This is a genomic window from Gemmobacter aquaticus (assembly GCF_007859075.1).
Taxonomy (GTDB): domain Bacteria; phylum Pseudomonadota; class Alphaproteobacteria; order Rhodobacterales; family Rhodobacteraceae; genus Gemmobacter; species Gemmobacter aquaticus.
This window is the reverse complement of sequence record NZ_VOAK01000021.1, coordinates 63,038-87,763: the sequence shown is the minus strand read 5'-3', so window position 1 is coordinate 87,763 and position 24,726 is coordinate 63,038. Positions and strand designations below refer to the sequence as shown.

24 protein-coding genes and 2 tRNA genes are annotated in these 24,726 nt (G+C 63.4%); 16 read left to right on the top strand and 10 right to left on the bottom strand.

Annotated features, from left to right (window positions below; translation table 11 throughout):
• Positions 1 to 110 precede the first annotated feature (110 nt).
• From FQU74_RS12135 to FQU74_RS12125, 3 genes are read left to right on the top strand one after another with little or no spacing between them, the layout of a single operon-like run.
• A complete protein-coding gene (locus tag FQU74_RS12135) occupies positions 111 to 1,112 on the top strand; it encodes a glycosyltransferase family 2 protein (protein ID WP_146286740.1) in 1,002 nt (333 codons plus the stop codon).
• Positions 1,109 to 2,797, top strand: coding sequence for a DUF5927 domain-containing protein (locus FQU74_RS12130; RefSeq protein WP_444542688.1), 1,689 nt, complete (start codon positions 1,109 to 1,111; stop codon positions 2,795 to 2,797). Before FQU74_RS12135 ends, FQU74_RS12130 begins: the two co-directional genes overlap by 4 nt.
• Positions 2,798 to 2,804: 7 nt before the next feature.
• Positions 2,805 to 4,214 (top strand): nodulation protein NodH, encoded by a 1,410-nt coding sequence (locus tag FQU74_RS12125; RefSeq protein WP_229704378.1) that lies wholly within the window; start codon positions 2,805 to 2,807, stop codon positions 4,212 to 4,214.
• On the opposite strand, the gene FQU74_RS12120 is transcribed toward FQU74_RS12125, so the two are convergent.
• The 9 genes from FQU74_RS12120 to FQU74_RS12080 form a co-directional block, all read right to left on the bottom strand.
• Positions 4,215 to 4,679: a PTS sugar transporter subunit IIA gene (locus FQU74_RS12120; protein ID WP_146286738.1), complete on the bottom strand. Its 465-nt coding sequence runs from the start codon at positions 4,677 to 4,679 to the stop codon at positions 4,215 to 4,217.
• A 34-nt stretch (positions 4,680 to 4,713) separates the two neighbouring features.
• Complete coding sequence (gene hpf / locus FQU74_RS12115; protein WP_146286737.1) at positions 4,714 to 5,289, bottom strand: ribosome hibernation-promoting factor, HPF/YfiA family; 576 nt, start codon at positions 5,287 to 5,289, stop codon at positions 4,714 to 4,716.
• Between the two features lie 276 nt (positions 5,290 to 5,565).
• On the bottom strand, positions 5,566 to 6,318 hold the full coding sequence (gene lptB / locus FQU74_RS12110) for an LPS export ABC transporter ATP-binding protein (protein ID WP_146286736.1): 753 nt from the start codon (positions 6,316 to 6,318) through the stop codon (positions 5,566 to 5,568).
• Positions 6,318 to 6,806, bottom strand: coding sequence for an LptA/OstA family protein (locus tag FQU74_RS12105; RefSeq protein WP_146286735.1), 489 nt, complete (start codon positions 6,804 to 6,806; stop codon positions 6,318 to 6,320). Before FQU74_RS12105 ends, lptB begins: the two co-directional genes overlap by 1 nt.
• 27 nt (positions 6,807 to 6,833) lie before the next feature.
• A complete protein-coding gene (locus FQU74_RS12100; RefSeq protein ID WP_146286734.1) occupies positions 6,834 to 7,436 on the bottom strand; it encodes a hypothetical protein in 603 nt (200 codons plus the stop codon).
• A 12-nt stretch (positions 7,437 to 7,448) separates the two neighbouring features.
• On the bottom strand, positions 7,449 to 8,414 hold the full coding sequence (locus FQU74_RS12095; protein ID WP_146286733.1) for a KpsF/GutQ family sugar-phosphate isomerase: 966 nt from the start codon (positions 8,412 to 8,414) through the stop codon (positions 7,449 to 7,451).
• The gene (locus FQU74_RS12090) at positions 8,395 to 9,009 is read right to left on the bottom strand and encodes a ribonuclease D (protein WP_146286732.1); all 615 of its coding nucleotides are present in this window, start codon (positions 9,007 to 9,009) and stop codon (positions 8,395 to 8,397) included. Before FQU74_RS12090 ends, FQU74_RS12095 begins: the two co-directional genes overlap by 20 nt.
• A gap of 110 nt (positions 9,010 to 9,119) precedes the next feature.
• Positions 9,120 to 9,204: transfer RNA gene (locus FQU74_RS12085), tRNA-Leu, on the bottom strand.
• A gap of 141 nt (positions 9,205 to 9,345) precedes the next feature.
• Positions 9,346 to 9,430: transfer RNA gene (locus FQU74_RS12080), tRNA-Leu, on the bottom strand.
• A gap of 153 nt (positions 9,431 to 9,583) precedes the next feature.
• Here FQU74_RS12080 and FQU74_RS12075 point away from each other — a divergent pair.
• The 11 genes from FQU74_RS12075 (at position 9,584) to FQU74_RS12025 (ending at position 22,360) form a co-directional block, all read left to right on the top strand.
• Entirely contained in the window at positions 9,584 to 10,570 is a 987-nt protein-coding gene (locus tag FQU74_RS12075) for a complex I NDUFA9 subunit family protein (protein WP_146286731.1), read from the top strand.
• Positions 10,571 to 10,573: 3 nt separating this feature from the next.
• Positions 10,574 to 11,380, top strand: a complete 807-nt coding sequence (locus tag FQU74_RS12070) for an undecaprenyl-diphosphate phosphatase (RefSeq protein WP_146286730.1) — start codon at positions 10,574 to 10,576, stop codon at positions 11,378 to 11,380.
• 162 nt (positions 11,381 to 11,542) lie between these two features.
• Positions 11,543 to 12,979 (top strand): NAD(P)-dependent oxidoreductase, encoded by a 1,437-nt coding sequence (locus tag FQU74_RS12065; protein WP_146286729.1) that lies wholly within the window; start codon positions 11,543 to 11,545, stop codon positions 12,977 to 12,979.
• A 31-nt stretch (positions 12,980 to 13,010) separates the two neighbouring features.
• On the top strand, positions 13,011 to 13,787 hold the full coding sequence (locus FQU74_RS12060) for a hypothetical protein (protein ID WP_229704377.1): 777 nt from the start codon (positions 13,011 to 13,013) through the stop codon (positions 13,785 to 13,787).
• On the top strand, positions 13,777 to 14,217 hold the full coding sequence (locus FQU74_RS12055) for a GFA family protein (RefSeq protein WP_146286728.1): 441 nt from the start codon (positions 13,777 to 13,779) through the stop codon (positions 14,215 to 14,217). The genes FQU74_RS12060 and FQU74_RS12055 overlap by 11 nt, the downstream gene beginning before the upstream one ends.
• Positions 14,218 to 14,220: 3 nt before the next feature.
• Positions 14,221 to 18,759 carry a glutamate synthase large subunit gene (gene gltB / locus FQU74_RS12050; protein ID WP_146286727.1) on the top strand — a complete coding sequence of 1,513 codons (4,539 nt, stop codon included), beginning with the start codon at positions 14,221 to 14,223 and terminating at the stop codon, positions 18,757 to 18,759.
• Positions 18,760 to 18,913: 154 nt separating this feature from the next.
• Positions 18,914 to 19,426, top strand: coding sequence for a DUF1269 domain-containing protein (locus tag FQU74_RS12045; RefSeq protein WP_146286726.1), 513 nt, complete (start codon positions 18,914 to 18,916; stop codon positions 19,424 to 19,426).
• A gap of 71 nt (positions 19,427 to 19,497) precedes the next feature.
• Positions 19,498 to 20,247: a monofunctional biosynthetic peptidoglycan transglycosylase gene (gene mtgA / locus FQU74_RS12040; protein WP_146286725.1), complete on the top strand. Its 750-nt coding sequence runs from the start codon at positions 19,498 to 19,500 to the stop codon at positions 20,245 to 20,247.
• A 116-nt stretch (positions 20,248 to 20,363) separates the two neighbouring features.
• Positions 20,364 to 21,029, top strand: a complete 666-nt coding sequence (gene fzlA / locus FQU74_RS12035; protein WP_146286724.1) for an FtsZ-binding protein FzlA — start codon at positions 20,364 to 20,366, stop codon at positions 21,027 to 21,029.
• Positions 21,030 to 21,073: 44 nt separating this feature from the next.
• The gene (queG, locus tag FQU74_RS12030) at positions 21,074 to 22,108 is read left to right on the top strand and encodes a tRNA epoxyqueuosine(34) reductase QueG (RefSeq protein WP_146286723.1); all 1,035 of its coding nucleotides are present in this window, start codon (positions 21,074 to 21,076) and stop codon (positions 22,106 to 22,108) included.
• A 66-nt stretch (positions 22,109 to 22,174) separates the two neighbouring features.
• Entirely contained in the window at positions 22,175 to 22,360 is a 186-nt protein-coding gene (locus FQU74_RS12025; protein WP_146286722.1) for a hypothetical protein, read from the top strand.
• A 119-nt stretch (positions 22,361 to 22,479) separates the two neighbouring features.
• Here FQU74_RS12025 and FQU74_RS12020 read toward each other — a convergent pair whose 3' ends face one another.
• The gene (locus FQU74_RS12020) at positions 22,480 to 23,346 is read right to left on the bottom strand and encodes a branched-chain amino acid aminotransferase (RefSeq protein WP_146286721.1); all 867 of its coding nucleotides are present in this window, start codon (positions 23,344 to 23,346) and stop codon (positions 22,480 to 22,482) included.
• A 158-nt stretch (positions 23,347 to 23,504) separates the two neighbouring features.
• Here FQU74_RS12020 and FQU74_RS12015 point away from each other — a divergent pair, with 158 nt between their 5' ends.
• On the top strand, positions 23,505 to 24,005 hold the full coding sequence (locus FQU74_RS12015; protein WP_146286720.1) for a MarR family winged helix-turn-helix transcriptional regulator: 501 nt from the start codon (positions 23,505 to 23,507) through the stop codon (positions 24,003 to 24,005).
• Positions 24,002 to 24,718 (top strand): response regulator, encoded by a 717-nt coding sequence (locus FQU74_RS12010; protein ID WP_146286719.1) that lies wholly within the window; start codon positions 24,002 to 24,004, stop codon positions 24,716 to 24,718. Before FQU74_RS12015 ends, FQU74_RS12010 begins: the two co-directional genes overlap by 4 nt.
• The last annotated feature ends 8 nt before the right edge of the window (positions 24,719 to 24,726 follow it).

Sequence of the window (24,726 nt, the reverse complement as noted above, 5' to 3'; positions counted from 1 at the left end):
CCGTTTACGCCGTTGCAACGCTTGATTATCATCCTAGATCGAGATTTCGACGGGAGCGCATGGTAACAGGGGCGCGGCACCCGGTGTTTGGAGAGTTCAGGGGTTTCGCGGTGGGATTGGTGTCGACATATCAGCTGCGACTGGCGCGCAAGCGCTGGCGCTTCCGCGCCTTCCGGAAGCGGCGCGAGCTGACTGCCATGCAGAACCGGACAGACCTGATCCGGCGCAGCGACATCCTTCTGTTCTCAACCATCCGGAATGAGCGGACGCGGCTTCCTTATTTCCTGCAGTACTACCGCGAACTCGGCGTGAACCACTTTCTGATTGTGGACAACGCAAGCACTGATGGGTCGACCGAATATCTTGCGGCGCAGCCCGATGTATCGGTCTGGACCACCGACAGCAGCTACAAGAGTGCCCGTTACGGCATTGACTGGATAAACTGGCTGCTTCTGCGCTATGGAAGCGACCACTGGACAGTGGTTGTCGATCCGGATGAGTTTCTGGTCTATCCGTTCTGCGACAGCCGACCGCTACGGGCGCTGACAGACTGGCTTGATGCTGGTGGGGTGCGGTCGTTCCCGGCGATGCTGCTGGACATGTATCCCAAGGGGCCGTGGAAGGCGCTGGATTACCGCGAAGGTCAGGACCCGTTCAGCCTGCTGAACTGGTTTGACAGCGGGAACTACACGATCACCCCGAACCAACGCTACGGCAATCTGTGGATCCAGGGCGGGCCGCGTGCGCGGGTAATGTTCGCCGACCAGCCAGAGCAGGCACCGGCGCTGAACAAGATCCCGCTGGTGCGCTGGCGGCGCGACTATGTTTATGTCAGCTCGACCCATATGCTTTTGCCGCGCGGCTTGAATCTTGTCTATGATGCATGGGGGGGCGAGAAAGCCTCGGGCTGTCTTCTGCATGCCAAGTTCCTGCCGACCCTTGCCGGGAAGGCCGAGGAGGAGGCCGGGCGCCGCGAGCATTACGCCAGCGGGGCTGAATACGCCGCCTATCGCGAGGGCGGTGAAGACCTGTGGTGCCGGTGGAGCGAAAAGTACATCAACTGGCGCCAGCTCGAGATCCTGGGCCTGATGTCGAAAGGGAACTGGGCTTGAGCGTCGGCATCATCATGCTGTGCCATACCGCGCTAGAGCGCGCGGCCGATGCCGCGCGGCATTGGTCAGATCATGGCTGCCCCGTGGTGATCCATGTTGATCGTCGCGTCCGCAAACGCGCCTTTCAACGTCTGCGGCGATCGCTTGCGGATGTTTCAAACATCCGCTTTTCAGATCGCTACGCCTGCGAATGGGGCACCTGGGGGCTGGTGCAGGCGACCCAAGCCGCGGCGACCCGGCTTCTTGCTGATTTTCCAGATGTCCAGCACGCTTATCTCGCTTCTGGTGCCTGTCTGCCGCTGCGCCCCGTTGAAGAGTTGGTTGGCTATCTCGCGGCCCGACCCGAGACCGATTTCATCGAAAGCGTCACGACCGAGGATGTCGGCTGGACGGTGGGCGGGCTGAATATCGAGCGCTTCACGCTGCGTTTCCCGTTCTCGTGGCGCAAGCAGAGGCGGCTGTTCGATGCCTACGTCCGCCTGCAACGACGCCTTGGCTTTGCGCGCCGCATTCCTGCGGGGATAGAGCCGCATCTGGGCAGCCAGTGGTGGTGCCTGACCCGGAAAACGCTGACCGCAATCCTGCAAAGCCCCGACCGGGCCGCCCATGACCGCTACTTCAAGCGCGTGTGGATCCCCGATGAGGCCTATTTCCAGACGCTGGTGCGGCGCTATTCGCAGAATGTCGAAAGCCGGTCACTGACCTTGTCGAAGTTCGACTTTCAGGGCAAGCCACATGTCTTTTACGACGATCACCTGCAGCTTCTGCGCAAGTCGGATTGTTTTGTCGCACGCAAGATCTGGCCGCATGCCGACAAGCTCTACAACCATTTCCTGTCAGCCGATCTGGCGCGCCAACCTGCGGCTGAGCCTGCACCAGGCAAGATCGACCGGATCTTCGCCCGTGCGGTTGAACGGCGCACGGCGGGGCGGCACGGGCTTTACATGCAGAGCCGCTATCCGCAAGGCGCCCGCGAGACGGCCGCCCCCTATTCGGTGTTCGAGGGCTTTTCCGAGCTGTTCGTGGATTTCGAATCCTGGCTGGGCAAGGTTGCAGGCATGCGGGTGCATGGACGACTTTTCGCGCCCGAACGCGCCGAGTTCGCGGGGGGTGAGACGATCTACAACGGCGCGGTGTCCGACAGCGCCGCCTTGCGTGACTATAACCCCGAGGCGTTCCTGACCAACCTGATCTGGAATACGCGGGGCGAACGTCAGTGCTTTCAGTTTGGTCCGCGTGATGTGCAGCAAATCGGTGCGCATCTGGCGCAGGACGACAATGCCCGCATCGCGGTGATTTCGGGCGCATGGGCGCTGCATTTGTTCCGCAGCGGCGCCGATCTGGGCAGCATCCGCAAAGAGGCGGCGCGCCTCCAGAAGATCGAGGCCGACCACCTTGCGCTGCTGCGCCGCCCTTCGGCCAAGGGCAGGGTCCGTATCTGGACGCTGGCCGAGTTCGCAGAGAACCCGATGGACCATCTGCAGACGCTGCTGGAGGACATCAATCCCCGCAGCGCGCGCCGGCTGACCGAGGTGCCGCGCATGATCGACCTTGCGGGTTTTGCCGAGTTTCTGGCCACACTGCGCAATCAGGGCATGCAGCCCATCCTGACCGGTGATTTCACCGGCCTGCCCCGACCGGCCGAGTCCCTGCCACAGCGCAGCCGTCCGCATCTGGTGAAGTGAGATCCCGATGACCTTCACCTCTTTCGTCATGTTCGCAGGCATGCGCACCGGGTCGAACTTCCTTGAGGCAAGTCTGAATGCGCTCGAAGGCGTCACCTGCCATGGGGAGGTCTTCAATCCGCTATTCATGGGCAAGCGCAATTGCGAGAGCCTCTTTGGCCATGACCTTGCAGCACGTGAGGCCGATCCGCTGGCTGTCTTGGCATCCATGCGGGCCGAGACCGAGGGGCTGTCGGGCTTCCGCTGCTTTCACGATCATGATGCGCGTGTGATCGAGCATGTGTTGAACGATCCCGCCTGCGGCAAGATCATCCTGACGCGCAATCCGCTGGAAAGCTATGTCAGCCTGCGGATTGCGGTCGCGACCGACCAGTGGCGCCTGACCAATGCCTCGCGGCTGAAACGGGCAACCGCTCATTTCGATCCGGTCGAGTTCGAGGCGCATCTCGACGCAAACCAGCAGTTTCAACTGCATCTGATGCGTCGGTTGCAGCTCACCGGGCAGACGGCTTTCTATATCGACTATGAGGACCTCGCCGACCCCGAGGTGCTGAATGGCCTGGCCCGGTTCCTTGGGGTCAAGGGGCGGCTGGAAGGTCCTGACCCCCGGTTGAAGAAGCAAAATCCCGAACCGCTGGCGGACAAGGTTGAAAACTTTGAGGATATGGTGGTCGCGCTCGCCGGGCTCGACCGCTTCAACCTGGCACGCACCCCGAATTTTGAGCCGCGCCGGGGGCCGGTCATCCCGGGTTATGTCGCGGCGGCAGGGGCGGGGCTTTTGCACATGCCGCTGCGGGGCGGGCCCGAGGCTGCGGTGAACGACTGGCTGGATCGTGTGGGCAGCGGCGGCACGATCGACGGCTTCGTGAAAAAGTCGTTGCGGGACTGGAAGGCCAGCCAGCCCGTCCAGCGCAGCTTTGCCGTGCTGCGACATCCGCTGCCGCGCGCCTATGTCGGCTATTGCCGCGTCGTGCTGGGCGGTCGCAACGATCTGCACCGGCTGATGACGCGGGCCTATGGGCTTGAGCTGCCGGTCGGGCCGGATGTGACACCTGCTGCGCAGCGCGCCGGGTTCCTCGCTTTCCTGCGCTGGCTGCGGATCTATCTGGCTGGCCAGACCGGACAAAAGATTGACGGACACCTGGCAAGCCAGACCGCCGCCCTGCAGGGATTTGCCCAGTTCCAGATCCCCGACGTCGTGCTGCGCGAAGAACGTCTGGCCGAGGGGCTGGCCTGGCTTGCTGCAGAGGTCGGCGTTGCGGCGCCAGAGTATCGACCCGTGGACGATGGCCTGCCGATCTCTCTGGGGGAGATTTGGGACCCAGACCTTGAGGATGCCGCGCGCGAGGCTTATGCGCGCGACTATCAGTCGTTCGGTTTCAAGGACTGGCGCAAGACCAACCCGCCCGTTGCCTGATCAGGCGGCAGCCGAACTGCGGCCTTCCGTCAGAATCGCATGCAGCTTTGCGGGGTCAATGTTGGCGCGCAGCTTGGCGCAGATCCCCGGATCGCGCATCGTGCGGCTGACCAGTGCCAGCGCCTTGAGATGTTCGACACCCGAATCCTTGGGTGCGAACAGCCCGAAGATCAGGTCAACCGGCTGGCGGTCGACGCTGTCATAGTCGAGCGGCTTTTCCAGCCGGACAAAGACGCCCACGATGCCGCTGATTTCTTCCAGCCGGGCATGGGGCAGGGCGATGCCATGGCCCACGCCGGTCGGGCCAAGGCTTTCACGCTCTTGCAGGCCGTCGATCACGACCGATCCGTTAAGCTTATAGGCCTGGGCTGCAATCTCGCCCAGTTCCTGAAAGAGGCGCTTCTTGCTGGTCATCTGGCTGACGACCCTGACGGCTTGTGGGGTCAGAATCTTTGAAAGTTCCATCAGGGTCGTCGTCCAAACTGCGCCGCAGGGCGCTTCACTTGCTGTTGCGGGGGTCTATCCAGCCGATGTTGCCGTCATCCCGACGGTACACGACATTCACGCCCCCATGGCCTTCGTTGCGGAACACGAGCATCTTCTGGCTGCCAAGCTCCAACTGCATCACGGCCTCGCCGACGGTGATCGAAGGAATCTTCGTCTCCATCTCGGCGATGACGATCGGCTGCAGCGGTGTGGCTTCCGAATCCTCGGGCTCTTCGGTCGGGGCGAGGATATAGGAGGAACCCCCGTCGAATTCAACCGGTGCCGTGCGGCGGTTGTGGTGGTCGCGCAGACGGCGCTTGTAGCGGCGCAGTTGCTTGTCCAGCCGTTCCCTGCACGCCTCGAATGCAGCATAGATTTCGGGGGCGTGCCCCTTGGCGGTCGCGGTCAGTCCGGTCGAAAGGTGAATCGTCGCCTCGCAGACATTTTCATGCGCACTTCTGGAAAACACCACCATCGCGTCTGTCGGACGCTGGGCGTACTTCTCGACCACTTCGCCAAGTTCGGCCTTCACATGCGTCTGAAGCGCCTCACCTATGTCGATCTGTTTTCCGCTGATCTGATAACGCATGGCTCCTCCTTCGCGAAAACAGCAAAGCTCATCCTGCATCATGCAGGATGTCCCGCTGATGAATTTTACATGGGACCGCCTGACGGGCACTTGCCGGTAGAGGGCAGAAAACTGCCGTGGAAGAAGTGTAGCCGGTGGCGGTTATCACACGCATCAAGGTCAATTGGTGGCAGGTGGCGGGCGATTGTCAATGCCCTCGTGCTGCCACTGTAACGGCCATGTGAAGCTGGGCGCACCTTGTGCCGACCACCGCGCCTGCGAATGGCGAGATGCTGCCTAGTTCATCCGGAAGTTCTGGCCAAGATAGACGCGGCGCACGGTCTCGTCCTGAACGATCTCGTCGGTCGTGCCGCTCATCAGAACATGGCCGTCGTGCAGGATATAGGCGCGATCCACGATCTCCAGCGTTTCGCGGACGTTGTGATCGGTGATCAGAACGCCCAGCCCACGGCCCTTGAGGTCCTGCACCAGATGCCGGATCTCGCCCACCGCGATGGGATCGACGCCGGCAAAGGGTTCGTCAAGCAGCAGGTAATTGGGGTTGGCGGCCAGGCAGCGCGCGATCTCCACCCGCCGCCGCTCGCCACCCGAAAGTGCCAGCGCAGGGGCGCGCCGCAGATGGGTGATCGAAAAATCCGACAGCAGTTCTTCCAGCCGCTCGCGCCGCTTGTGGCTGTCGGGCTCGCGAATCTCCAATACGGCAAGGATATTGTCCTCGACCGAAAGGCCGCGGAAGATCGACATCTCTTGCGGCAGATAGCCCACGCCAAGCCGTGCGCGCCGATACATTGGAAGGGCGGTGACGTCCTTGCCATCGATCAGCACCTGCCCACCCTCGGGCGTGACAAGGCCCGCGATCGAGTAGAAGCAAGTGGTCTTGCCCGAGCCATTTGGCCCCAGAAGGGCGACCACTTCACCACGATTGAGGTTCAGCGTCACGTCGCGGATCACCGGACGCTTGCGATAGCTCTTGCGCAGGCCGCGCACCTGCAGGCCAAGCGAGGGGGTTTCAACCGATCCATCCCGCATCAGTTGCCACCCGGCGAGAAGACGGTCGACACCCCACCCTCCATGCGACCAGTCCCGGCCTTGAGGTCGATCAGAAGCTTCTGTCCGGCAATGGCGCTCGGGCCTTGGGTCAGTAGAACGTTGCCGGTCATCAGTACGGTTCCTACGTCGACCGCATAGACCGCCTCGTCCGACTCGGCAGCGTCGCTGTTACTGGCGAGTGTGACGCCGCCCGTTGCATGCAGCTTGGCGATGGACTTGCCATCCGCCGCATACTCCACCCGGACCGTCTGGGCTGCCAGCCGCATCTCACCCTGTCCGACCAGCACGTTTCCGGTAAAGGTGGCGCTGCCGTCGGTCTGGTTCACCGTCAGGCTCTCGGCCTTGACCTCCACCGGCAGGGTCGTGTCCTGCCGTAGCCCGCCAAAGGCCACCTGCGCGTCCTGAGCCCAGGCCGCGAGGGGCAGGAAGGCGCTCAGCAAAAGGACGAAACGACGCGGGCGGACCATGAAAATGCCTCGGCTCAACTGCTTGGATCAGGGTGTGCGGGGCTGGTATATCAGCCTGACGCCACCATTGAAAACGAGAAGATAGCCCGCATCCGGCGATGCGCCATCCTCTGCCGGGCGCAACTCCATCCGACCGGCTGTGAGTTGTCCCAGCGGACCATGCCCCTGCACCTCGCCACCACTTTCGGCCCCTGTGCGGTCAAGATGCAACGACATGCTGTCGGTGCGGAATTCGTAGCCCAGCGAGTTCGAAAAGAGCACGCCGTCCTCAAAGACCGCGAGGCCCGATGTGCGGTCATAACGCAGCCCGGCCGATGTCAGCGCCGATCGCGCGCCGTCAGGCGTTGCCAGCTGCGCGCGGATGTCGCGGGCCGCACCGCCGCCATCTTCGGCAGGGCGTGCCTCGGCTGCGGTGATCGTAACCATGGCGCCATCGCGCGTGGTTCCGGCAAAGGCCGGGTCGGTCATCCGGGGCTCGCGCAGTCGGTCGGCAATCTCGGCATCGCTGTAAGGGATCGCCGATTCGGGATCGATGCGACGGGTCAGCAGGAAGAGGCTCGACAGGATCGCCAGCGCCAGCAGCGGCAGCGCGACCTTGAGCCATCCCACCAGCCGGCTGTACCCGTCCATCGCCGCCCCCGATCAGACCACGCCCGCGCGCAGGCAGTCGTGGATATGGATCAGCCCGACCGCATGGCCGGTCCCTTCGGGATCGACCACGAAGAGCGAGGTGATCTTTTTCGCCTGCATCACCGCGACGGCCTTTTCGGCCAGCGCATCGGGGCCGATTGTGCGCGGATGCCGGGTCATGACCTGCGCGGCCGAGAGCGAGAGCAAGCCCTCCATGTGGCGCCGCAGGTCGCCATCCGTGATGATGCCGGCCAGATGACCCTGCACGTCCGTCACGCCCACCACACCAAAGCCCTTCTGGCTCATGGTCAGCAGCGTCTCGCTCATGGGAGTATGTTCTTCGACCAGCGGCAGGTCGGCATGCATTAACTGGCGCACGGTGGCCAGTTTCGCGCCAAGCTTGCCGCCGGGGTGGAAGATGCGGAACTGGTCGGGGGTGAACTGCCGATGCTCCATCAGCGCGATCGCCAGCGCATCGCCAAGGGCCAGTGTCATCGTGGTCGAGGTGGTCGGCACGATGCCCGTCTCGCAGGCCTCGGGCACCGTCGGCAGCAGGATGGCCACATCCGCCTGCCGCAGCAGGGTCGAGCCTTCGCGCCCCGCGACCCCGATCAGGGGAATGCCAAAGCGCCGGGTATGGGCGATGATGTCGGCAAGCTCGGGCGTCTCGCCCGAGTTCGACAGAACCAGCGCCACATCGGATTCGGTGACCATGCCCAGATCACCGTGGCTCGCCTCGCCCGGATGGACGAACTGTGCGGGCGTGCCGGTTGATGCGAAGGTCGCCGCGATCTTGCGCGCGATATGGCCGGATTTCCCCATGCCGCAGACAATGACGCGGCCCTGCGCCTGCAGGATCAGATCGACCGCTGCGCTGAAGCCGCCGTCCAGCGTATCGGCGAGAATGTCCAGCGCCTCTGATTCGCGGCGTATGACGCGACGGCCGATGGCCAGAAAGTCAGTGGTGGAAGAGGTCATTGGGCTCATCCCATCCCATCAGGTCCAGCTCTGCCCGTGTGGGCAGAAAGTCGAAGCAGCGCTGTGCCAGATCCATCCGGCCTTCACGCGACAGCCGTTCCTCCAGCGCGGTCTTCAGACGATGCAGGTAAAGGACGTCGGATGCCGCATATTCTTTCTGCGCCTCGGACAGCTCCTCCGACCCCCAGTCAGAGGTCTGCTGCTGCTTGGACACATCAACGCCCACCAGTTCGGCCAGAAGGTATTTCAACCCGTGCCGGTCGGTAAAGGTGCGGATCAGGCGTGAGGCGATCTTGGTGCACCAGACGGGCGAGGTCGTCACGCCAAAGGCATTCTTGAGTGCGGCAATGTCAAAGCGGCCAAAGTGGAACAGCTTCACCACCGACGGGTCGGTCAGCAGGCGTTGCAGGTTGGGGGCGCTGGTCTGGCCGCGGGCGATCTGCACCAGATGGGCGTCGCCATTCCCGGACGACAGTTGCACCACGCAAAGACGGTCGCGGCGCGGGTCCAGACCCATCGTCTCGGTGTCGATGGCCACCACAGGGCCAAGGTCCAGCCCGTCGGGCAAATCGTTCTTGTGCAGGTAAATCGTCACGAGGGGCCTCCGCCGGCTGTTCCCGCAGGGGATAGACCTGCAGGTGCGCGCGGTCAATCGCGCGAGAAAACCAAAGGCGCGGCACCCGGTCGGGTCCGCGCCTTGGATGATGGTGCCCAGAAGAGGACTCGAACCTCCACGCCTTGCGGCACTGGTACCTGAAACCAGCGCGTCTACCAATTCCGCCATCTGGGCGATGTCGTGGAGCGGCTTCTACGGGCAGTCCCGGGCCAAGTCAATTGCCCATCTGGTGCAGATCTGACAGGCGTCCTGCGCTGCGCGGGACAGCAGAAAAACCAAAAGGCCCGGCGCTTTGCAGCGACCGGGCCTTTTTATTGGTGCCCAGAAGAGGACTCGAACCTCCACGCCTTGCGGCACTGGTACCTGAAACCAGCGCGTCTACCAATTCCGCCATCTGGGCGATGTCGTGCGGCGGTATCTACGGTCGGCGCGCGGGGGTGTCAACAGGCCGCGGTGAAAAATCTTCACGGGGATTTGCGGCTTGTTTGGATTTTGCCTTATAGCTATGGAGACAAGGAATTTTGCACCATTACCTACCGGGAAGGGCTCGCAGATGAGCAAGCTGGTCACGATCTATGGCGGTTCGGGTTTCGTCGGGCGGTACATCGCCCGGCGCATGGCGAAAGAGGGCTGGCGCGTCCGCGTCGCCGTCCGCCGCCCGAACGAGGCGCTGTTCGTGCGGCCCTACGGTGTGGTGGGTCAGGTGGAGCCCGTGCTTTGCAACATCCGCGATGACGCCAGCGTGGCGGCCGCGATGCGCGGGGCAGATGCGGTGGTCAACTGCGTGGGCATCCTCAACGCCGTCGGCAAGAACAAGTTCGATTCCGTGCAGGCAGAGGGTGCGGGCCGGGTGGCCCGGCTTGCGGCGGCTGAAGGCGTGGCGAATCTGGTGCACATCTCGGCCATCGGCGCCGACACGAACAGCGACAGCGCCTATTCTGCCAGCAAGGGCGCGGGCGAAGCGGCGGTTCTTGCCGCCTTCCCGTCGGCCATGATCCTGCGGCCCTCCGTGATCTTCGGCAATGAGGATGGCTTCTTCAACCGCTTTGCCGGCATGGCACGGATGTCGCCTGTTCTGCCGGTTTTTGGTGCAGACACGAAGTTCCAGCCGGTGCATGTCGAGGATGTGGCATCGGCAGCGGTCAAGGGTGTTCTGGGGCAGGCCGCTCCGGGCATCTACGAACTGGGCGGGCCGGATCGGGCGAGCTTTGCCGATCTGATGAAGGACATGCTGGCCATTATCCGCCGTCGTCGGCTGATCCTGCCGCTGCCGCGCTTTGTTGGCCGGATCCTAGCGTTTGGCGGGGACGCGTTGCAGGCGGTGACCCTTGGCCTGATCGAGAACAAGCTTCTGACCGGCGATCAGCTGAAGAACCTCTACCGTGACAATGTCGTGTCGCCCGATGCCAAGGGGTTTGCCGATCTGGGCATTACGCCTTCGGCGCTGGCTGCGGTGCTGCCGGATTACCTGTGGCCCTATCGTCCGTCTGGGCAATACGATGCCATCAAGGCATCGGCCAAGAACCTGCGCAAGGTCTGACTTGTGTCGGATCAGTCGCTGCTGACGGCCGCCGCCCTCGGTCTGCTCGAAGGGCTGACCGAGTTTCTGCCGGTATCATCGACAGGCCATTTGTTGCTGGCCGGGCATTTTCTTGGGTTTGAAAGCGCAGGGCGCGCGTTCGAGATCGTGATTCAGCTGGGCGCGGTGCTGGCGATTCTGTCGGTCTATGCGGGCAAGCTCTGGCGCGTATTCTCTACTGCCCATCGCGATCCGCAGGCGCGGCGCTTCATCATCGCGGTGGCGATCGCCTTCCTGCCCGCTGCGTTGATCGGCGTCCTGGCGCATGGGTTCATCAAGAACGTGCTGTTCGAGACTCCGATGCTGATCGCGATCAACCTGATCATCGGGGGCGTGATCTTGCTGTTCGTCGACAAATGGGTTCCCGCGCCGCGCTACGACGATGCCATGGACGTGCCCTTGGGTACTGCTTTGGGGATCGGACTCTTTCAGTGTCTGGCGATGATCCCCGGCGTCAGCCGGTCAGGCGCGACCATCGTGGGCGCGCTCACGCTCGGGGTGGGCAAGCGTGGCGCGGCCGAATTCTCGTTCTTCCTGTCGATGCCCACAATGGCCGCAGCGGTGGCCTATGACCTCTGGAAAAACCGCGACGTGCTGGATGGCGCAGCCTGGGCGCAGATCGGCGTTGGCTTCTTCGTCGCCTTCCTTGCCGGGGCTTTTGTGGTGAAATCGCTGCTGGGTTACGTGTCGCGCCATGGCTACGCACTGTTCGGCTGGTGGCGAATCGCGGTTGGTGTGGTCGCTTTGGTGGCGCTTCTGGCTGGTTTTTAGGCGTTTAGGTAACTTTTGCTGACCTAAAAAATCAGGAAAAAGTCAGGGACACAGACCTTTCTGTCAAAAAACCGGATTATAGGTCAGCCTTGCTGACTTTTATTTCGCTCCGGCCCAAAGTATCAAGGCGTACCCACCGATTTGCCGCAGGGAGGCGCCACCATGGCCAAGGAACGGATGCTTCAGTTTGTCACCGTCAACCGGGAGATGCCTGAAAAGCGTCCGGCCGAACTGCGGTCACAGGACTTTCACGAGATCTACCGCGATTTCGCCGCACGCAAGGCGGTCGAGCAGTCCAGCCGCTGCAGCCAGTGCGGCGTGCCCTATTGCCAGGCCCATTGCCCGCTGCACAACAACATTCCCGACTGGCTGCGCATGACCGCGCTCGGACGTCTGGACGAAGCCTACGCGATCAGCCAGGCCACCAATACCTTCCCCGAGATCTGCGGCCGCATCTGCCCGCAGGACCGACTGTGCGAAGGCAATTGCGTGATCGAGCAATCGGGTCATGGCACCGTCACGATCGGCTCGGTCGAGAAGTACATCACTGATACGGCATGGGAAAATGGCTGGGTCAAACCCACCAAGCCCGAGGTCGAGCGTACCGAAAGCATCGGCATCATTGGCGCAGGCCCCGGTGGGCTGTCGGCAGCCGACATGCTGCGCCGCAAGGGCTTTCAGGTCACCGTGTATGACCGGTATGACCGCGCGGGCGGCCTGCTGACCTATGGCATTCCCGGCTTCAAGCTTGAAAAGCCCGTCGTCATGCGCCGGGTGGAACAACTCGAAGCCTCAGGCGTTCATTTCGTGATGAACTGCAAGGTCGGCGAAGACATCAGCTTTGATGCGATCCGTGGGCAGCATGATGCGGTCATCATCGCGACGGGCGTCTACAAGATGCGCGCCGTGGGTGGACCGGGTGTGGGGCAGACCGGCATCGTTCAGGCGCTGGATTACCTGACGGCCTCCAACCGCAAGAGCTTTGGGGATGAGGTCGAGGCCTTTGACAATGGCGACCTGAATGCCACCGGCAAACGTGTCGTGGTGATCGGCGGCGGCGACACCGCGATGGACTGTGTGCGTACGGCCATCCGGCAGGGCGCGGTCAGCGTGAAATGCCTCTATCGTCGCGACAAGGCCAACATGCCGGGTTCGCAGCGCGAGACCCAGAACGCCGAGGAAGAAGGCGTGGAGTTTGTCTGGCTGTCTGCGCCCAAGGGCTTCACCGGCAATGGCGCGGTCGAGGGCGTGGTGGTGCAGAAAATGCGCCTTGGAGCACCTGATGCGTCGGGACGTCAGTCGCCCGAGGTGATCGAGGGCGCCGATTACGTCGAGCCTGCCGATCTGGTGATCACAGCACTCGGGTTCGAGCCCGAGGAACTGCCGACCCTCTGGGGCGTGCCGGATCTGGCCGTGACCCGCTGGGGGACCATCAAGGCCGACTTCCGCACCCATCAGACCGCGCTGCCGGGGGTGTTCGCCGTGGGCGATATCGTCCGTGGCGCCTCACTGGTGGTCTGGGCAATCCGCGATGGCCGCGAGGCTGCGGATTCGGTCGAGGCATATCTGGCGCAGCCCGCCAGCGTTGCAGCGGAATAGGCTCGCTCGGCCCCCAGGCGGGGCCGCGGGCATGGACCGGAAAGGGCATGGGATCATGTGGGGCAAGATGAAGCTTGGGCAAATGGCGGCACCCGTGGCTTTGCACGGCCTGCTGACCGGCATGGCGGTCATGGCGGCGGTCCCTGCCGGGGCCGTGGGCTTTCAGGCACCCGAAGGTTGCGAGGCTTTTCTGACCGTGCAGGCGCGCGCCTGCCGGGTGTCGAACCACTATCGCTGCAGCGCCCAGCCGGGCGATCAGTGGCGGGCCGATTTCGATCAGGAAGGCGTCTTCTTCGTCAGCCGTATCAATGACGAGGCCGAGTGGGTCGAGAGCTTCGAGTTCAACCCGAATGTGCGGCAGACCATGGATGCGGGCGCCGAGGACCCGGCCAGCTTTTCAGCGCTGGTTGCCACGGGGCGCGACGATTTCAGCTTTGGCCTGAGCCGTGATGACGGGCAGTCGAGCCATGTGACAGGTCATGACATCCTCACCGGGCGCACTGTCACCATCGATGGCATGGTGCTGAACCAGACCGAGTTCGCCTTCACCGAGACGGCACCTGACGGCACCGTGCTGCGACAGTCGCGCGGCAAGGAGTACATCTCAAAGGAGCTGCGGCTCTTCTTCGCGGGACCGTCAGAGTTCTGGGATGGCGAGAACTGGCTTCCGATGGACGGAAGCCCGGTCCAGTTCATCAAGCCGGGTGAGCCGGGCTTTGGCGCGACCCAGCCAATCTTCGACTGCGGTTCGCTGATGTCAGAGGCACCGCTGGATCCGATGCTGCAGCAGGTGCGCCATGAGCGGTGATCTGCACGGACAATGCCTGTGCGGCGCGGTGCAGGTCACCGTCCGCAATGCGCCCCACGACCTTGGCGCCTGCCACTGCGCGATGTGCCGCCGCTGGACGGGGTCCGCCTTCATCACCCTCGACGTGCCCGAGGCCGACATGACGGTGACGGGTGCCGATCATGTGCGCAGCTATACCTCGTCCGACTGGGCCGAACGGTCGTTCTGCAGCACCTGCGGCAGCACGCTGTGGTACAGGCTGAAGCCCGGCATGGGGCCGACCGACTACTACATGGCTGCGGGCCTTATCGACGATCTGTCGGGCCAGCGGCTGACGCGAGAAATCTTTATCGACAAGAAACCGGCCGCCTTTGCCTTTGCCGGACCGACCCACCAGTTGACCGAAGCGGAGTTCCTTGCCTCGCTTCAAAAAGCCAACCCAGAGGAGTGAGCCATGACGATCTATGATGAAGCCTGGGTGAAGGCAGAGGAAACCAAGCGCGCGTGGATGGCCGAGCATGGCCTGTACAAAGAGGACGACGAGCATTCGTCCTGCGGTGTCGGTCTGGTCGCCTCCATCAGCGGCAAGCCCTCGCGCAAGGTGGTCGAGGCGGGGCTCGATGCACTGCGCGCGATCTGGCACCGCGGCGCGGTGGATGCTGACGGCAAGACCGGTGACGGTGCGGGCATCCATGTGCAGATCCCGGTCAAATTCTTCTACGATGTGGTCCGCCGCACCGGGCATGAACCCGACCAGCAGAAGCTGATCGCGGTCGGTCAGGTCTTCCTGCCGCGGACCGATTTCGGCGCGCAGGAGCGGTGCCGCACGATCGTCGAGACCGAAGTGCTGCGCATGGGCCATTACATCTATGGCTGGCGCCACGTCCCGGTGGACACGAGCGTTCTGGGCGAAAAGGCCAATGCGACGCGCCCCGAGATCGAGCAGATCCTGATCCGCTGCGAAAAGGACATCGACCAGGAGCAGTTCGAGCGCGAACTCTACATCATCCGTCGCCGTATCGAAAAGGCGGTGACGGCTGCTGGCATCGCAGGGTGCTATCTGTGCAGCCTGTCCTGCCGGTCGATCATCTACAAGGGCATGATGCTGGCCGAGCAGGTCAGCGTCTTTTACCCCGATCTGCAGGACGAGCGGTTTGAATCGACCTTCGCGATCTATCACCAGCGCTATTCGACCAACACCTTCCCGCAATGGTGGCTGGCGCAGCCTTTCCGCATGCTCGCCCATAACGGCGAGATCAACACGCTGAAGGGCAACGTCAACTGGATGCGCAGCCATGAGATCCGCATGGCCTCCAGCGCCTTTGGCGAGATGGCTGAAGATATCAAGCCGATCATCCCCGGCGGCACCTCGGACAGCGGCGCGCTGGATGCGGTCTTCGAGGTTCTGGTGCGCTCGGGCCGTTCGGCGCCGATGGCAAAGACCATGCTGGTTCCCGAGGCCTGGTCGAAGACCACGACCGACATGCCCAAGGCCTGGGCAGACATGTATGCCTATTGCAACGCGGTGATGGAGCCCTGGGACGGCCCGGCCGCTCTGGCCATGACCGATGGTCGCTGGGTCTGCGGCGGGCTTGATCGCAACGGCCTGCGCCCGATGCGCTATGTCGTCACGGGCGATGGTCTGCTCATCGCAGGCTCCGAGGCGGGGATGGTGCCGGTCGATGAAACGACGATCCGTGAAAAGGGCGCGCTTGGGCCGGGGCAGATGATTGCCGTCGATACCAAGGAAGGCAAGCTCTACCACGACGCCGAGATGAAGGACCGTCTCGCCGCGAGCCAGCCCTATGGCGAGTGGATCGAGAAGGTCGTCGACCTCAACTCGATGCTGAAGGAGGTGCCCGAGGCGCAAACCTTCACCGGGGCCGAGCTGCGCAAGCGGCAGATCGCGGCGGGCTACAGCGTCGAAGAGCTGGAGCAGGTTCTGGCGCCCATGGCCGAGGACGGCAAGGAAATGATCGCCTCGATGGGCGATGACACCCCGGTCGCGGTTCTGTCGAAGCAGTACCGCCCGCTGTCGCACTATTTCCGCCAGAACTTCAGCCAGGTCACCAACCCGCCGATCGACTCGCTGCGTGAAACGCGCGTGATGAGCCTCAAGACCCGCTTCGGCAACCTCAAGAACGTGCTGGACGAAAGCTCGTCGCAGACCGAAATCCTCGTTCTGGAAAGCCCGTTCATCGCCAACGCGGAATATGCGGTGATGCTGAAGCAGTTCGGCGCGCAGGTGACGGTGATCGACTGCACCTTCCCCGCAGGGGCCGACCATGAGGCCCTGCGCCTGGGTCTGGAGCGGATCCGCGCCGAGGCCGAGGATGCCGTGCGGTCGGGGTCTGCCCATCTGGTGCTGACCGACGAGCAGCAGTCGGCCGACAAGGTCGCGATGCCGATGATCCTTGCCACCAGCGCCGTTCACAGCTGGCTGACGCGCAAGGGTCTGCGCACCTTCACCTCGCTCAACGTGCGTTCGGCGGAATGCATCGACCCGCATTACTTTGCGGTGCTGATCGGCTGTGGCGCGACCACGGTGAACGCCTATCTCGCGCAGGACAGCATCGCCGACCGGATCGAGCGTGGCCTGCTGGAAGGCAGCCTGACCGATGCGATGCGCCGCTACCGCGACGCAATCGATGCAGGCCTTCTCAAGATCATGGCGAAGATGGGCATCTCGGTCATCTCGTCCTATCGCGGCGGCCTGAACTTCGAGGCGGTGGGCCTCTCGCGTGCCATGGTGGCCGAGTATTTCCCCGGCATGCACAGCCGGATCTCGGGTATCGGTCTGCATGGCGTGCAGCGCAAGCTTGAGGAAATCCACGCCAAGGGCTGGAAAGGCGGCAGCGACGTCCTGCCGATCGGCGGCTTCTACAAGGCCCGCCGGTCTGGTGAGAAGCACGCCTGGGAAGCGCAGACCATGCATATGCTGCAGGCGGCCTGTGACCGTGCCAGCTATGATATCTGGAAGCAGTATTCGGCCGCGATGCGGGCGAACCCGCCGATCCACATCCGCGATCTGCTGGACATCAAGGCGCTCGGCAAGCCGGTGCCGATCGAAGAGGTCGAATCGATCACCTCGATCCGCAAGCGTTTTGTGACGCCGGGCATGTCGCTTGGGGCGCTGAGCCCCGAGGCGCATATGACGCTGAACATCGCGATGAACCGGATCGGCGCCAAGTCCGACTCGGGCGAGGGTGGCGAGGACCCGGCCCACCAGCATCCCTTCCCGAACGGCGATAACCCCTGCGCCAAGATCAAGCAGGTGGCCTCGGGTCGCTTTGGGGTGACGGCCGAATACCTGAACGCCTGCGAAGAGCTGGAGATCAAGGTGGCCCAGGGCGCCAAGCCCGGCGAGGGCGGCCAGCTGCCAGGCATGAAGGTCACCGACCTGATCGCGCGGCTGCGCCACTCTACCAAGGGCGTGACGCTGATCTCGCCCCCGCCACACCACGACATTTACTCCATCGAGGATCTGGCACAGCTGATCTACGACCTGAAGCAGATCAACCCGCGCTGCAAGGTGACGGTCAAGCTGGTCTCGGCCTCGGGCGTGGGCACGATTGCGGCGGGCGTGGCGAAGGCCAAGGCCGACATCATCCTGATCTCGGGTCACAACGGTGGCACCGGGGCAAGCCCCGGCACCTCGATCAAATACGCAGGCCTGCCGTGGGAGATGGGCCTGACCGAGGCGCATCAGGTGCTGACCATGAACAACCTGCGCGAGCGGGTGACGCTGCGCACCGATGGTGGTCTGCGTACTGGGCGTGATGTGGTCATGGCCGCGATGCTGGGGGCCGAGGAATACGGCATTGGCACCGCCGCGCTGATCGCGATGGGCTGCATCATGGTGCGTCAGTGCCAATCGAACACCTGCCCGGTGGGCGTCTGCACGCAGGACGAACGGCTGCGCGAAAAGTTCACGGGCTCGGCGGACAAGGTGGTGAACCTGATCACCTTCTACGCCCAGGAAGTGCGCGAAATCCTCGCCTCGATCGGGGCGCGGTCGATGGATGAGATCATCGGACGGGCCGATCTGCTGAGCCAGGTCAGCCGCGGTTCGGCGCATCTCGACGATCTGGACCTGAACCCGCTGCTGATCACGGTCGACGGGGCGCAGAAGATCACCTACGACCGCTCGAAGCCGCGCAATGCTGTGCCCGATACGCTGGATGCAGAGATCGTCAAGGACGGTGCGCGCTTCTTCGAGGATGGCGAGAAGATGCAGTTGAGCTACGCGGTGCGCAACACGCTGCGCACCATCGGCACGCGTTCGTCCAGCCATATCGTAAAACGCTTTGGCATGCGCAACAGCCTGCAGCCCGATCATCTGACCGTGAAGCTGACCGGCAATGCCGGTCAGAGCCTTGGCGCCTTCGCGGTGAACGGCCTGAAGATCGAGGTACAAGGCGACGCCAACGACTATGTCGGCAAGGGTCTGTCGGGCGGCTTGATCGTGGTGCGCCCGCAGATGACCTCGCCGCTGGTTGCCGATCAGAACACGATCATCGGCAACACCGTGCTTTACGGGGCGACCGATGGCCATCTGTTCGCGGCAGGTCGCGCGGGTGAGCGTTTCGGGGTTCGGAACTCGGGCGCCAAGGTGGTGATCGAGGGATGCGGCTCGAACGGGTGTGAATACATGACAGGCGGTGTTGCTGTGATCCTTGGACGGATCGGCGCCAACTTCGGGGCCGGGATGACCGGGGGTATGGCCTATCTCTATGACCCCGATGGCATCGCCGAAGACTTCATCAACCTTGAGAGCCTTGTCACCTGCGCGGTCAGCCATCCGCATTGGGAGGCACAGCTGAAGGGCCTGATCGAACGGCACGCCGCCGAGACCGGCAGCCAGAAGGCACAGCGCATCCTCTCCAACTGGGAGGCCGAGCGGATGAACTTCCTGCAGGTCTGCCCACGCGAGATGCTGATCCATCTGCCTGTGCCGCTGTCGGACGAGCGCGCCTCGATGCCGGCCGAATAAGGTCAGCCACCAAGACCCACACAGGCCCCCACCGGGGGCCTGTCGCATTTTCGATGACCTTTCATATCAGTGCGGCAATATGGGCGCGGGCGAATCGGCCGGCGCTGTGCTTTGTCTGGTCTGACTGCCCCGATTTCCAATATGGAGAATTCCGATGTCTGACCTTGTGATCGTCGCCTTCCCTGACGAAGCAACTGCCTTTGAAGCGCGCGCCGCGCTGGTAAAGCTGCAGCGCGAATACCTGATCGAGATGGAGGACGCGGTGGTCGTCACCCGCAAGGATGATGGCTCGGTCCAGTTGCATCAGGCGGTGAACATGACGGCGGCTGGTGCTGCTGGCGGCGGCATGTGGGGCGCCCTGATCGGACTCTTGTTCCTGAACCCGCTGGTGGGCGCCGCGGTCGGCGCCGGGGCCGGTGCGCTGTCGGGGTGGATGACCGATATCGGCATCAAGGATGATTTCCTGAAGGAAGTGGGCAACAGCATCCCGCCGGGCGGTGCAGCACTTGGTGTCCTGATCCGCAAGATGACGGCCGACAAGGTGCTGGCCGGGATGGAGGCTTTTGCTGGCAAGGGTCGCATCCTGCGCACCTCGCTTTCGGCAGAGCAAGAGGCGAAACTGGCCGACGCGCTGGCCGGTGCAAAGGCCGCTGCTCCTGGCGCCTGATACGCGCTGAACCCTGCTGCCCGCGGTGTCGGTTGCTTGACCGCACCGCGGGCTTCGTGGTTTCTGTGCCCATGGCGAGCAGCAGCGAAAAGAAACCCCGTTCACGCAGGAAGGCAACCTCCGCGCCCGAGATCATCGAGGCTGCCGTGGTGGGCTGGAAGCAGCGTGCGCTGATCTGGGCGCGACGCCTGGGCCTTGGCCTTGTTGCGTTCTACGCGGCGCTGATCCTGATCTTTGCCGTGCTGCCTGTGCCCACGAACCTCTATCAGATGCAAGAAAGCTGGCGCTTGGGCGGCATTGAAAAGGACTGGGTCGGCTGGGATGACATCGCCCCGGTCATGGCACGGTCGGTCGTCGCGGCCGAGGATGCGAATTTCTGCCTGCACTGGGGCTTTGACATGCAGGCCATCCGCGCGGCGCTGGACGAGGGGCGCGGGCGGGGCGCATCGACGCTCAGTCAGCAGGTGGTGAAGAACGTCTTCCTCTGGCACGGGCGCAGTTGGGCGCGCAAGGCCGCCGAGGCGGTTCTGACCCTGCCGGTCGAGTTGATCTGGACCAAGCGGCGCATCCTGCATGTCTATCTGAACGTGGCCGAATTCGGCGAAGGCATCTTCGGGGTCGAGGCTGCGGCGCAGCACTATTTCGGGATACCTGCCTCAAGGCTTAGTGCCACGCAGGCCGCACGTCTCGCGGCGATCCTGCCCGATCCCAAGACGCGCGATCCGGTCAATCCGGGGCCGGTCGTGCGGCGCCGCACCGCCCAGATCCTTTCGGGGGCAGAGACGATTGCCGCCGACGGGCGCGCAGGCTGTTTCGAATAGGTCGCGCATAACCGCCGTTGACGACACCGGCCCCGCCTTCGGGATTGCATGTCGGGGCGCTTCGCGGCAATGAAGTTTGACCCCGTCCTTCTGATCGCCGGAAAGCCGTCATCGACATGATCCGCCTCTATCACGTCCCGCTCTCTCCGTTCTGCCGCAAGGTCCGCCTGACGCTGGCCGAAAAGCGGATCGAGGTTGAGCTGGTCGAAGAGCGTTACTGGGAGCAGTCGCCCGAGTTCCTGCGCCGCAACCCCGCCGGGAAGGTGCCGGTCCTGAAGGTCGAAAGCCGCCTGATGAGCGAAAGCCAGGCGATCTGCGAGTGGTTGGAGGAAGCCTATCCCGCCCCCGCGCTGATGCCGCGCGATGTCGATGCGCGCTACGAGGTGCGCAGGCTTTGCAACTGGTTCGATGACAAGTTCCATGACGAGGTCACCTCGAAGCTGCTCTACGAGCGGGTGAACCGCAAGATGCAGGGAACCGGCTATCCCGACAGCCGCAATGTCAAGTTCGGCGCCACCCGCATCAAGTATCACCTCGATTATATGGCCTGGCTTCTTGAGCAGCGCCGCTGGCTGGCAGGCGACAGCATGACGCTGGCCGATTTTGCCGCCGCTGCACATCTGAGCTGCCTTGACTACATCTCGGACGTGGATTGGGACCGCCATGCCGCCGTCAAGGACTGGTACGCCAAGATCAAGTCGCGCCCCAGCTTTCGGCCGCTGCTGGCCGACTATGTTCCGGGCTTTCCGCCGCCGCGCCACTACGTCAATCTGGATTTCTGACGGCACATCCACGACGCCGGGGGCTCTGGATCAGGTTGAAACCCATGTCACCGCAGGATCTGAAAGACCGGCTGATTGCCAAGGCGCTGGAGGAGGGTTTCTCCAAGGTCGGCATCTGCGCGCCGGATGCCGCGCCCGAAACGGCCGGACGATTGCGCGCCTTCCTGCAGGCGGGCCGTCACGGGCAGATGGGCTGGATGGCCGAGCGTGAGGAATGGCGCGGCTCTGCCGCAGCGCTCTGGCCCGAGGCGCAATCTGTCATCATGCTGGCCGAGGTCTATACCCCCGAGGATGATCCGCTCTCCATCCTGTCCCAGCCGGATCGCGCCGCCGTCAGCGTCTATGCGCAGGGCAAGGACTATCATGACCTTGTGAAGCGGCGCCTGAAGCGGGTGGGCCGCTGGCTGCTGGATCAGGTGGCGGATGATGCGGCGATCAAGGTTTTTGTCGATACGGCGCCGGTGATGGAAAAACCCCTGGCGCAGGCGGCGGGTCTGGGTTGGCAGGGCAAGCACACCAACCTTCTGGCGCGGGATCTTGGCAGCTGGTTCTTTCTCGGGGCGATCTTCACCACGCTCGACCTGCCCAAAGACACCGCCGAGATCGGCCACTGCGGGTCCTGCCGGGCCTGCCTCGATATCTGCCCGACTGGCGCCTTCCCGGCCCCCTATCAGCTCGATGCGCGGCGCTGCATTTCGTACCTGACCATCGAGCACAAGGGGCCTGTCGACCCCGATCTGCGGGCGATGATGGGCAACCGCATCTATGGTTGCGATGACTGCCTTGCCGTCTGTCCATGGAACAAGTTCGCCCAAGCCGCAAAGGACCTGGGCTATCAGCCAAAGGTCGGAGCGCCCCATCTGGCCGAACTTGCGCGCCTTGATGATGCGGGGTTTCGCGCCCGGTTTGCGGGTAGCCCCATCAAGCGCATCGGGCGCGACCGCTTTGTCCGCAACGTCCTTTACGCAATCGGAAACTCCGGAATGCCCGCCCTGCGCGTGGTTGCAGACCAGCTGCGCACCGATCCCGACCCGACGGTCGCCGAAGCGGCCGCGTGGGCGGTTGCGCGCCTGTCCTGAGCTTTGAAGCTTTGGAAAAGGACCGATTCGGGCCTATCCTGTCCGGGTAACGGATGGAGGACTGACATGACAAAGCACCTTGCTGACAAACGAAAGCCTTCGAACGGTGGGCGGCTCAAGCAGTTCCTGCGCATTGCCCGTGAAGACGGCAGCACCTTCTGGAGATCGCTGCAGCAGCGCCCCGTGCCGCAGCCGGTGGTCAATCGCCGGACCGTGGAATTCATGCGCATTGATCGTGGCCGCGAAGCCTGATCAATAGCCAAACACGAAAGGGCCCCAAGCCGGGAAGGCTTGGGGCCCTTTTTCATTCTGGCCGCAAATTCCCTTGGGGAGTTGCGTGTCGCGCGACGGGGGCAGATCCCCCTCTGCACTCAGGCCCGCACCAGCTTTTCATAATCGGTGGCAATCTCACGGGTCAGGGCGCCCACTTCGAATGTATAATCGCCGATCTGACCCACCGGGGTCACCTCGGCCGCTGTGCCGGTCAGCCAGCACTGCTCAAAGCCTTCCAGTTCGGCCGCCTCGATGTGGCGTTCATGGACCGTGATGCCTTTGGCGCGCAGCATGCCGATAACCGTCTGCCGGGTGATGCCGTTCAGGATGGCATCCGGAAGGGGGGTGTGCACCTCGCCGCCCTTGACGAAGAAGATATTGGCCCCCGTCGCCTCGGCCACATAGCCGCGATAGTCGAAAAACAGTGCGTCCGAGCAGCCCTTGGCCATCGCCGCATGCTTTGACATCGTGCAGATCATGTAAAGACCAGCCGCCTTTGCCGCGGTCGGGATGGTTTCAGGAGAGGGGCGTTTCCACTTGGCGATGTCGAGCTTGGCACCCTTGAACTTGGCGTCGCCGTAGTACGCGCCCCAGGTCCAGCAGGCGATGGCCAGCCGCACCGGGTTGCCAAGGCTTGCCACGCCCATCTCGTCGCCCGCGCCACGGAAGGCGACGGCGCGCACATAGGCGTCGGTCAGGCCATTGGCGGCCAGAACCTGATCCTTGGCTGCGTTGATCTCTTCGACCGTGTAGGGGATCGGCATGTCCAGAAGCTCACCCGATTTCAACAGGCGCTGCGAATGTTCGGTCGATTTGAAGATCTTGCCATTGTAGCAGCGCTCGCCTTCGAACACTGACGAGGCATAATGCAGCGCATGTGTCAGGATATGCACCTTGGCGTCACGCCATTCCACAAGGGTGCCATCCATCCAGATCTTGCCGTCACGATCATCATAGCCGGGCATGCCGCTCTCCTCACATTTCCGAATGTTGCGCAGCTTTGTGGCGAATGCGGCAGAAAGTTGCGCAAAATCTGGGCTTCGGTATCAGTTGCGTCTTGGAAAGTCAACAAGGCTGACGTAACTTCGCCCGGTACCGAGGGAGGCCCGTCAGGGATATGCGGATGAGTGAGCCGGGCGCGGGCGGTGAGAGCCTGCTGTTTCTGACCGACGAGCAATTGCGCAAGGGCATCGAGGCGATGTTCTTTGCCTATCGCGGCTTTACCGCCGATCCTGATCGCATTCTCGACGGCATGCACTATGGCCGGGCCCATCACAGGGCGCTGCATTTCATCCATCGCAGCCCCGGCACCACGGTGAACAATCTGCTGAACATCCTCGGTGTCACGAAGCAGAGCCTGAACCGCGTGTTGCGCGGGCTGATCGAGGACGGGCTTGTGGACAGTCGCGTGGGCAAGGAAGACAAGCGCGAGCGCCACCTGTTCCTGACCGAGCGTGGGGCCGAACTGGAGCGCGCCTTGTCAGACGCCCAGCGGGCGCGCATGCGGGCGGCCTATCGCGCGGCGGGGCCGGCGGCGGTGCAGGGCTTCCGCCAGGTACTCGAGGCGATGATGGACCCCGAGATGAAGCGCCAGTATCTTGCGCTGAAGGAGGGCGGGGTATGACGCAGGATCCGCAGGCGCATCTTCTTGTCGTCGATGATGACGAACGCATCAGGGGCCTGTTGCAAAAATTCCTGATCCGGAACGGGTTTCTGGTAACAGTGGCGCGCGATGCCGCACAGGCGCGGCGCCTTCTGTCCGGGCTCGAATTCGACATGATCGTACTTGATGTGATGATGCCGGGCGAGGATGGTGTGGCGCTGACCCGCGATCTGCGCGCGCGGCTTGCCGTGCCGATCCTGCTTTTGACCGCGCGGGGCGAGGCCGTGAACCGGATCGAGGGTCTGGAGGCCGGGGCCGACGACTATCTGGTCAAGCCGTTCGAGCCGAAGGAACTGCTCTTGCGTATCAATGCCATCCTGCGGCGGGTGCCGACGGTCAAGGCGCAGGCCGCGGGTCCCAAGGTGCTGCATCTGGGCGACGTGCGCTATGATATGGAGCGGGGCGAGCTGTGGCGCGGCAACGAGCCGGTTCGCCTGACCGCGACCGAGGCGCAGCTCATGCGCATTTTCGCAGCCCAGCCGGGCGAAGCCGTCAGCCGCGAGATGCTGGTCGGTGACATGGGCCCGGCAGAGGGCGAGGCGTCGGACAAAGCGCAGGAGCGTGCTGTCGACGTTCAGATCACGCGCCTGCGCCGCAAGATCGAGTCAGACCCCAAGCAACCCCGCTATCTGCAGACCGTGCGCGGTGCGGGCTATATGCTGCAGCCCGACTAAGGGCCAGG

Excerpts from the sequence above, each read along its gene's own strand:
- FQU74_RS12065 (WP_146286729.1), top strand. The coding sequence starts at position 11,543 with ATGGCCAAGGAACGGATGCTTCAGTTTGTCACCGTCAACCGGGAGATG.
- gltB (WP_146286727.1), top strand. The coding sequence starts at position 14,221 with ATGACGATCTATGATGAAGCCTGGGTGAAGGCAGAGGAAACCAAGCGC.
- FQU74_RS12125 (WP_229704378.1), top strand. The coding sequence starts at position 2,805 with ATGACCTTCACCTCTTTCGTCATGTTCGCAGGCATGCGCACCGGGTCG.
- FQU74_RS12020 (WP_146286721.1), bottom strand. The coding sequence starts at position 23,346 with ATGCCCGGCTATGATGATCGTGACGGCAAGATCTGGATGGATGGCACC.
- FQU74_RS12045 (WP_146286726.1), top strand. The coding sequence starts at position 18,914 with ATGTCTGACCTTGTGATCGTCGCCTTCCCTGACGAAGCAACTGCCTTT.
- FQU74_RS12025 (WP_146286722.1), top strand. The coding sequence starts at position 22,175 with ATGACAAAGCACCTTGCTGACAAACGAAAGCCTTCGAACGGTGGGCGG.
- hpf (WP_146286737.1), bottom strand. The coding sequence starts at position 5,289 with ATGCGTTATCAGATCAGCGGAAAACAGATCGACATAGGTGAGGCGCTT.
- queG (WP_146286723.1), top strand. The coding sequence starts at position 21,074 with ATGTCACCGCAGGATCTGAAAGACCGGCTGATTGCCAAGGCGCTGGAG.
- FQU74_RS12060 (WP_229704377.1), top strand. The coding sequence starts at position 13,011 with ATGGACCGGAAAGGGCATGGGATCATGTGGGGCAAGATGAAGCTTGGG.
- fzlA (WP_146286724.1), top strand. The coding sequence starts at position 20,364 with ATGATCCGCCTCTATCACGTCCCGCTCTCTCCGTTCTGCCGCAAGGTC.
- FQU74_RS12105 (WP_146286735.1), bottom strand. The coding sequence starts at position 6,806 with ATGGTCCGCCCGCGTCGTTTCGTCCTTTTGCTGAGCGCCTTCCTGCCC.
- FQU74_RS12095 (WP_146286733.1), bottom strand. The coding sequence starts at position 8,414 with ATGACCTCTTCCACCACTGACTTTCTGGCCATCGGCCGTCGCGTCATA.
- FQU74_RS12100 (WP_146286734.1), bottom strand. The coding sequence starts at position 7,436 with ATGGACGGGTACAGCCGGCTGGTGGGATGGCTCAAGGTCGCGCTGCCG.
- FQU74_RS12010 (WP_146286719.1), top strand. The coding sequence starts at position 24,002 with ATGACGCAGGATCCGCAGGCGCATCTTCTTGTCGTCGATGATGACGAA.
- FQU74_RS12015 (WP_146286720.1), top strand. The coding sequence starts at position 23,505 with ATGAGTGAGCCGGGCGCGGGCGGTGAGAGCCTGCTGTTTCTGACCGAC.
- FQU74_RS12120 (WP_146286738.1), bottom strand. The coding sequence starts at position 4,679 with ATGGAACTTTCAAAGATTCTGACCCCACAAGCCGTCAGGGTCGTCAGC.
- lptB (WP_146286736.1), bottom strand. The coding sequence starts at position 6,318 with ATGCGGGATGGATCGGTTGAAACCCCCTCGCTTGGCCTGCAGGTGCGC.
- FQU74_RS12055 (WP_146286728.1), top strand. The coding sequence starts at position 13,777 with ATGAGCGGTGATCTGCACGGACAATGCCTGTGCGGCGCGGTGCAGGTC.
- mtgA (WP_146286725.1), top strand. The coding sequence starts at position 19,498 with ATGGCGAGCAGCAGCGAAAAGAAACCCCGTTCACGCAGGAAGGCAACC.
- FQU74_RS12075 (WP_146286731.1), top strand. The coding sequence starts at position 9,584 with ATGAGCAAGCTGGTCACGATCTATGGCGGTTCGGGTTTCGTCGGGCGG.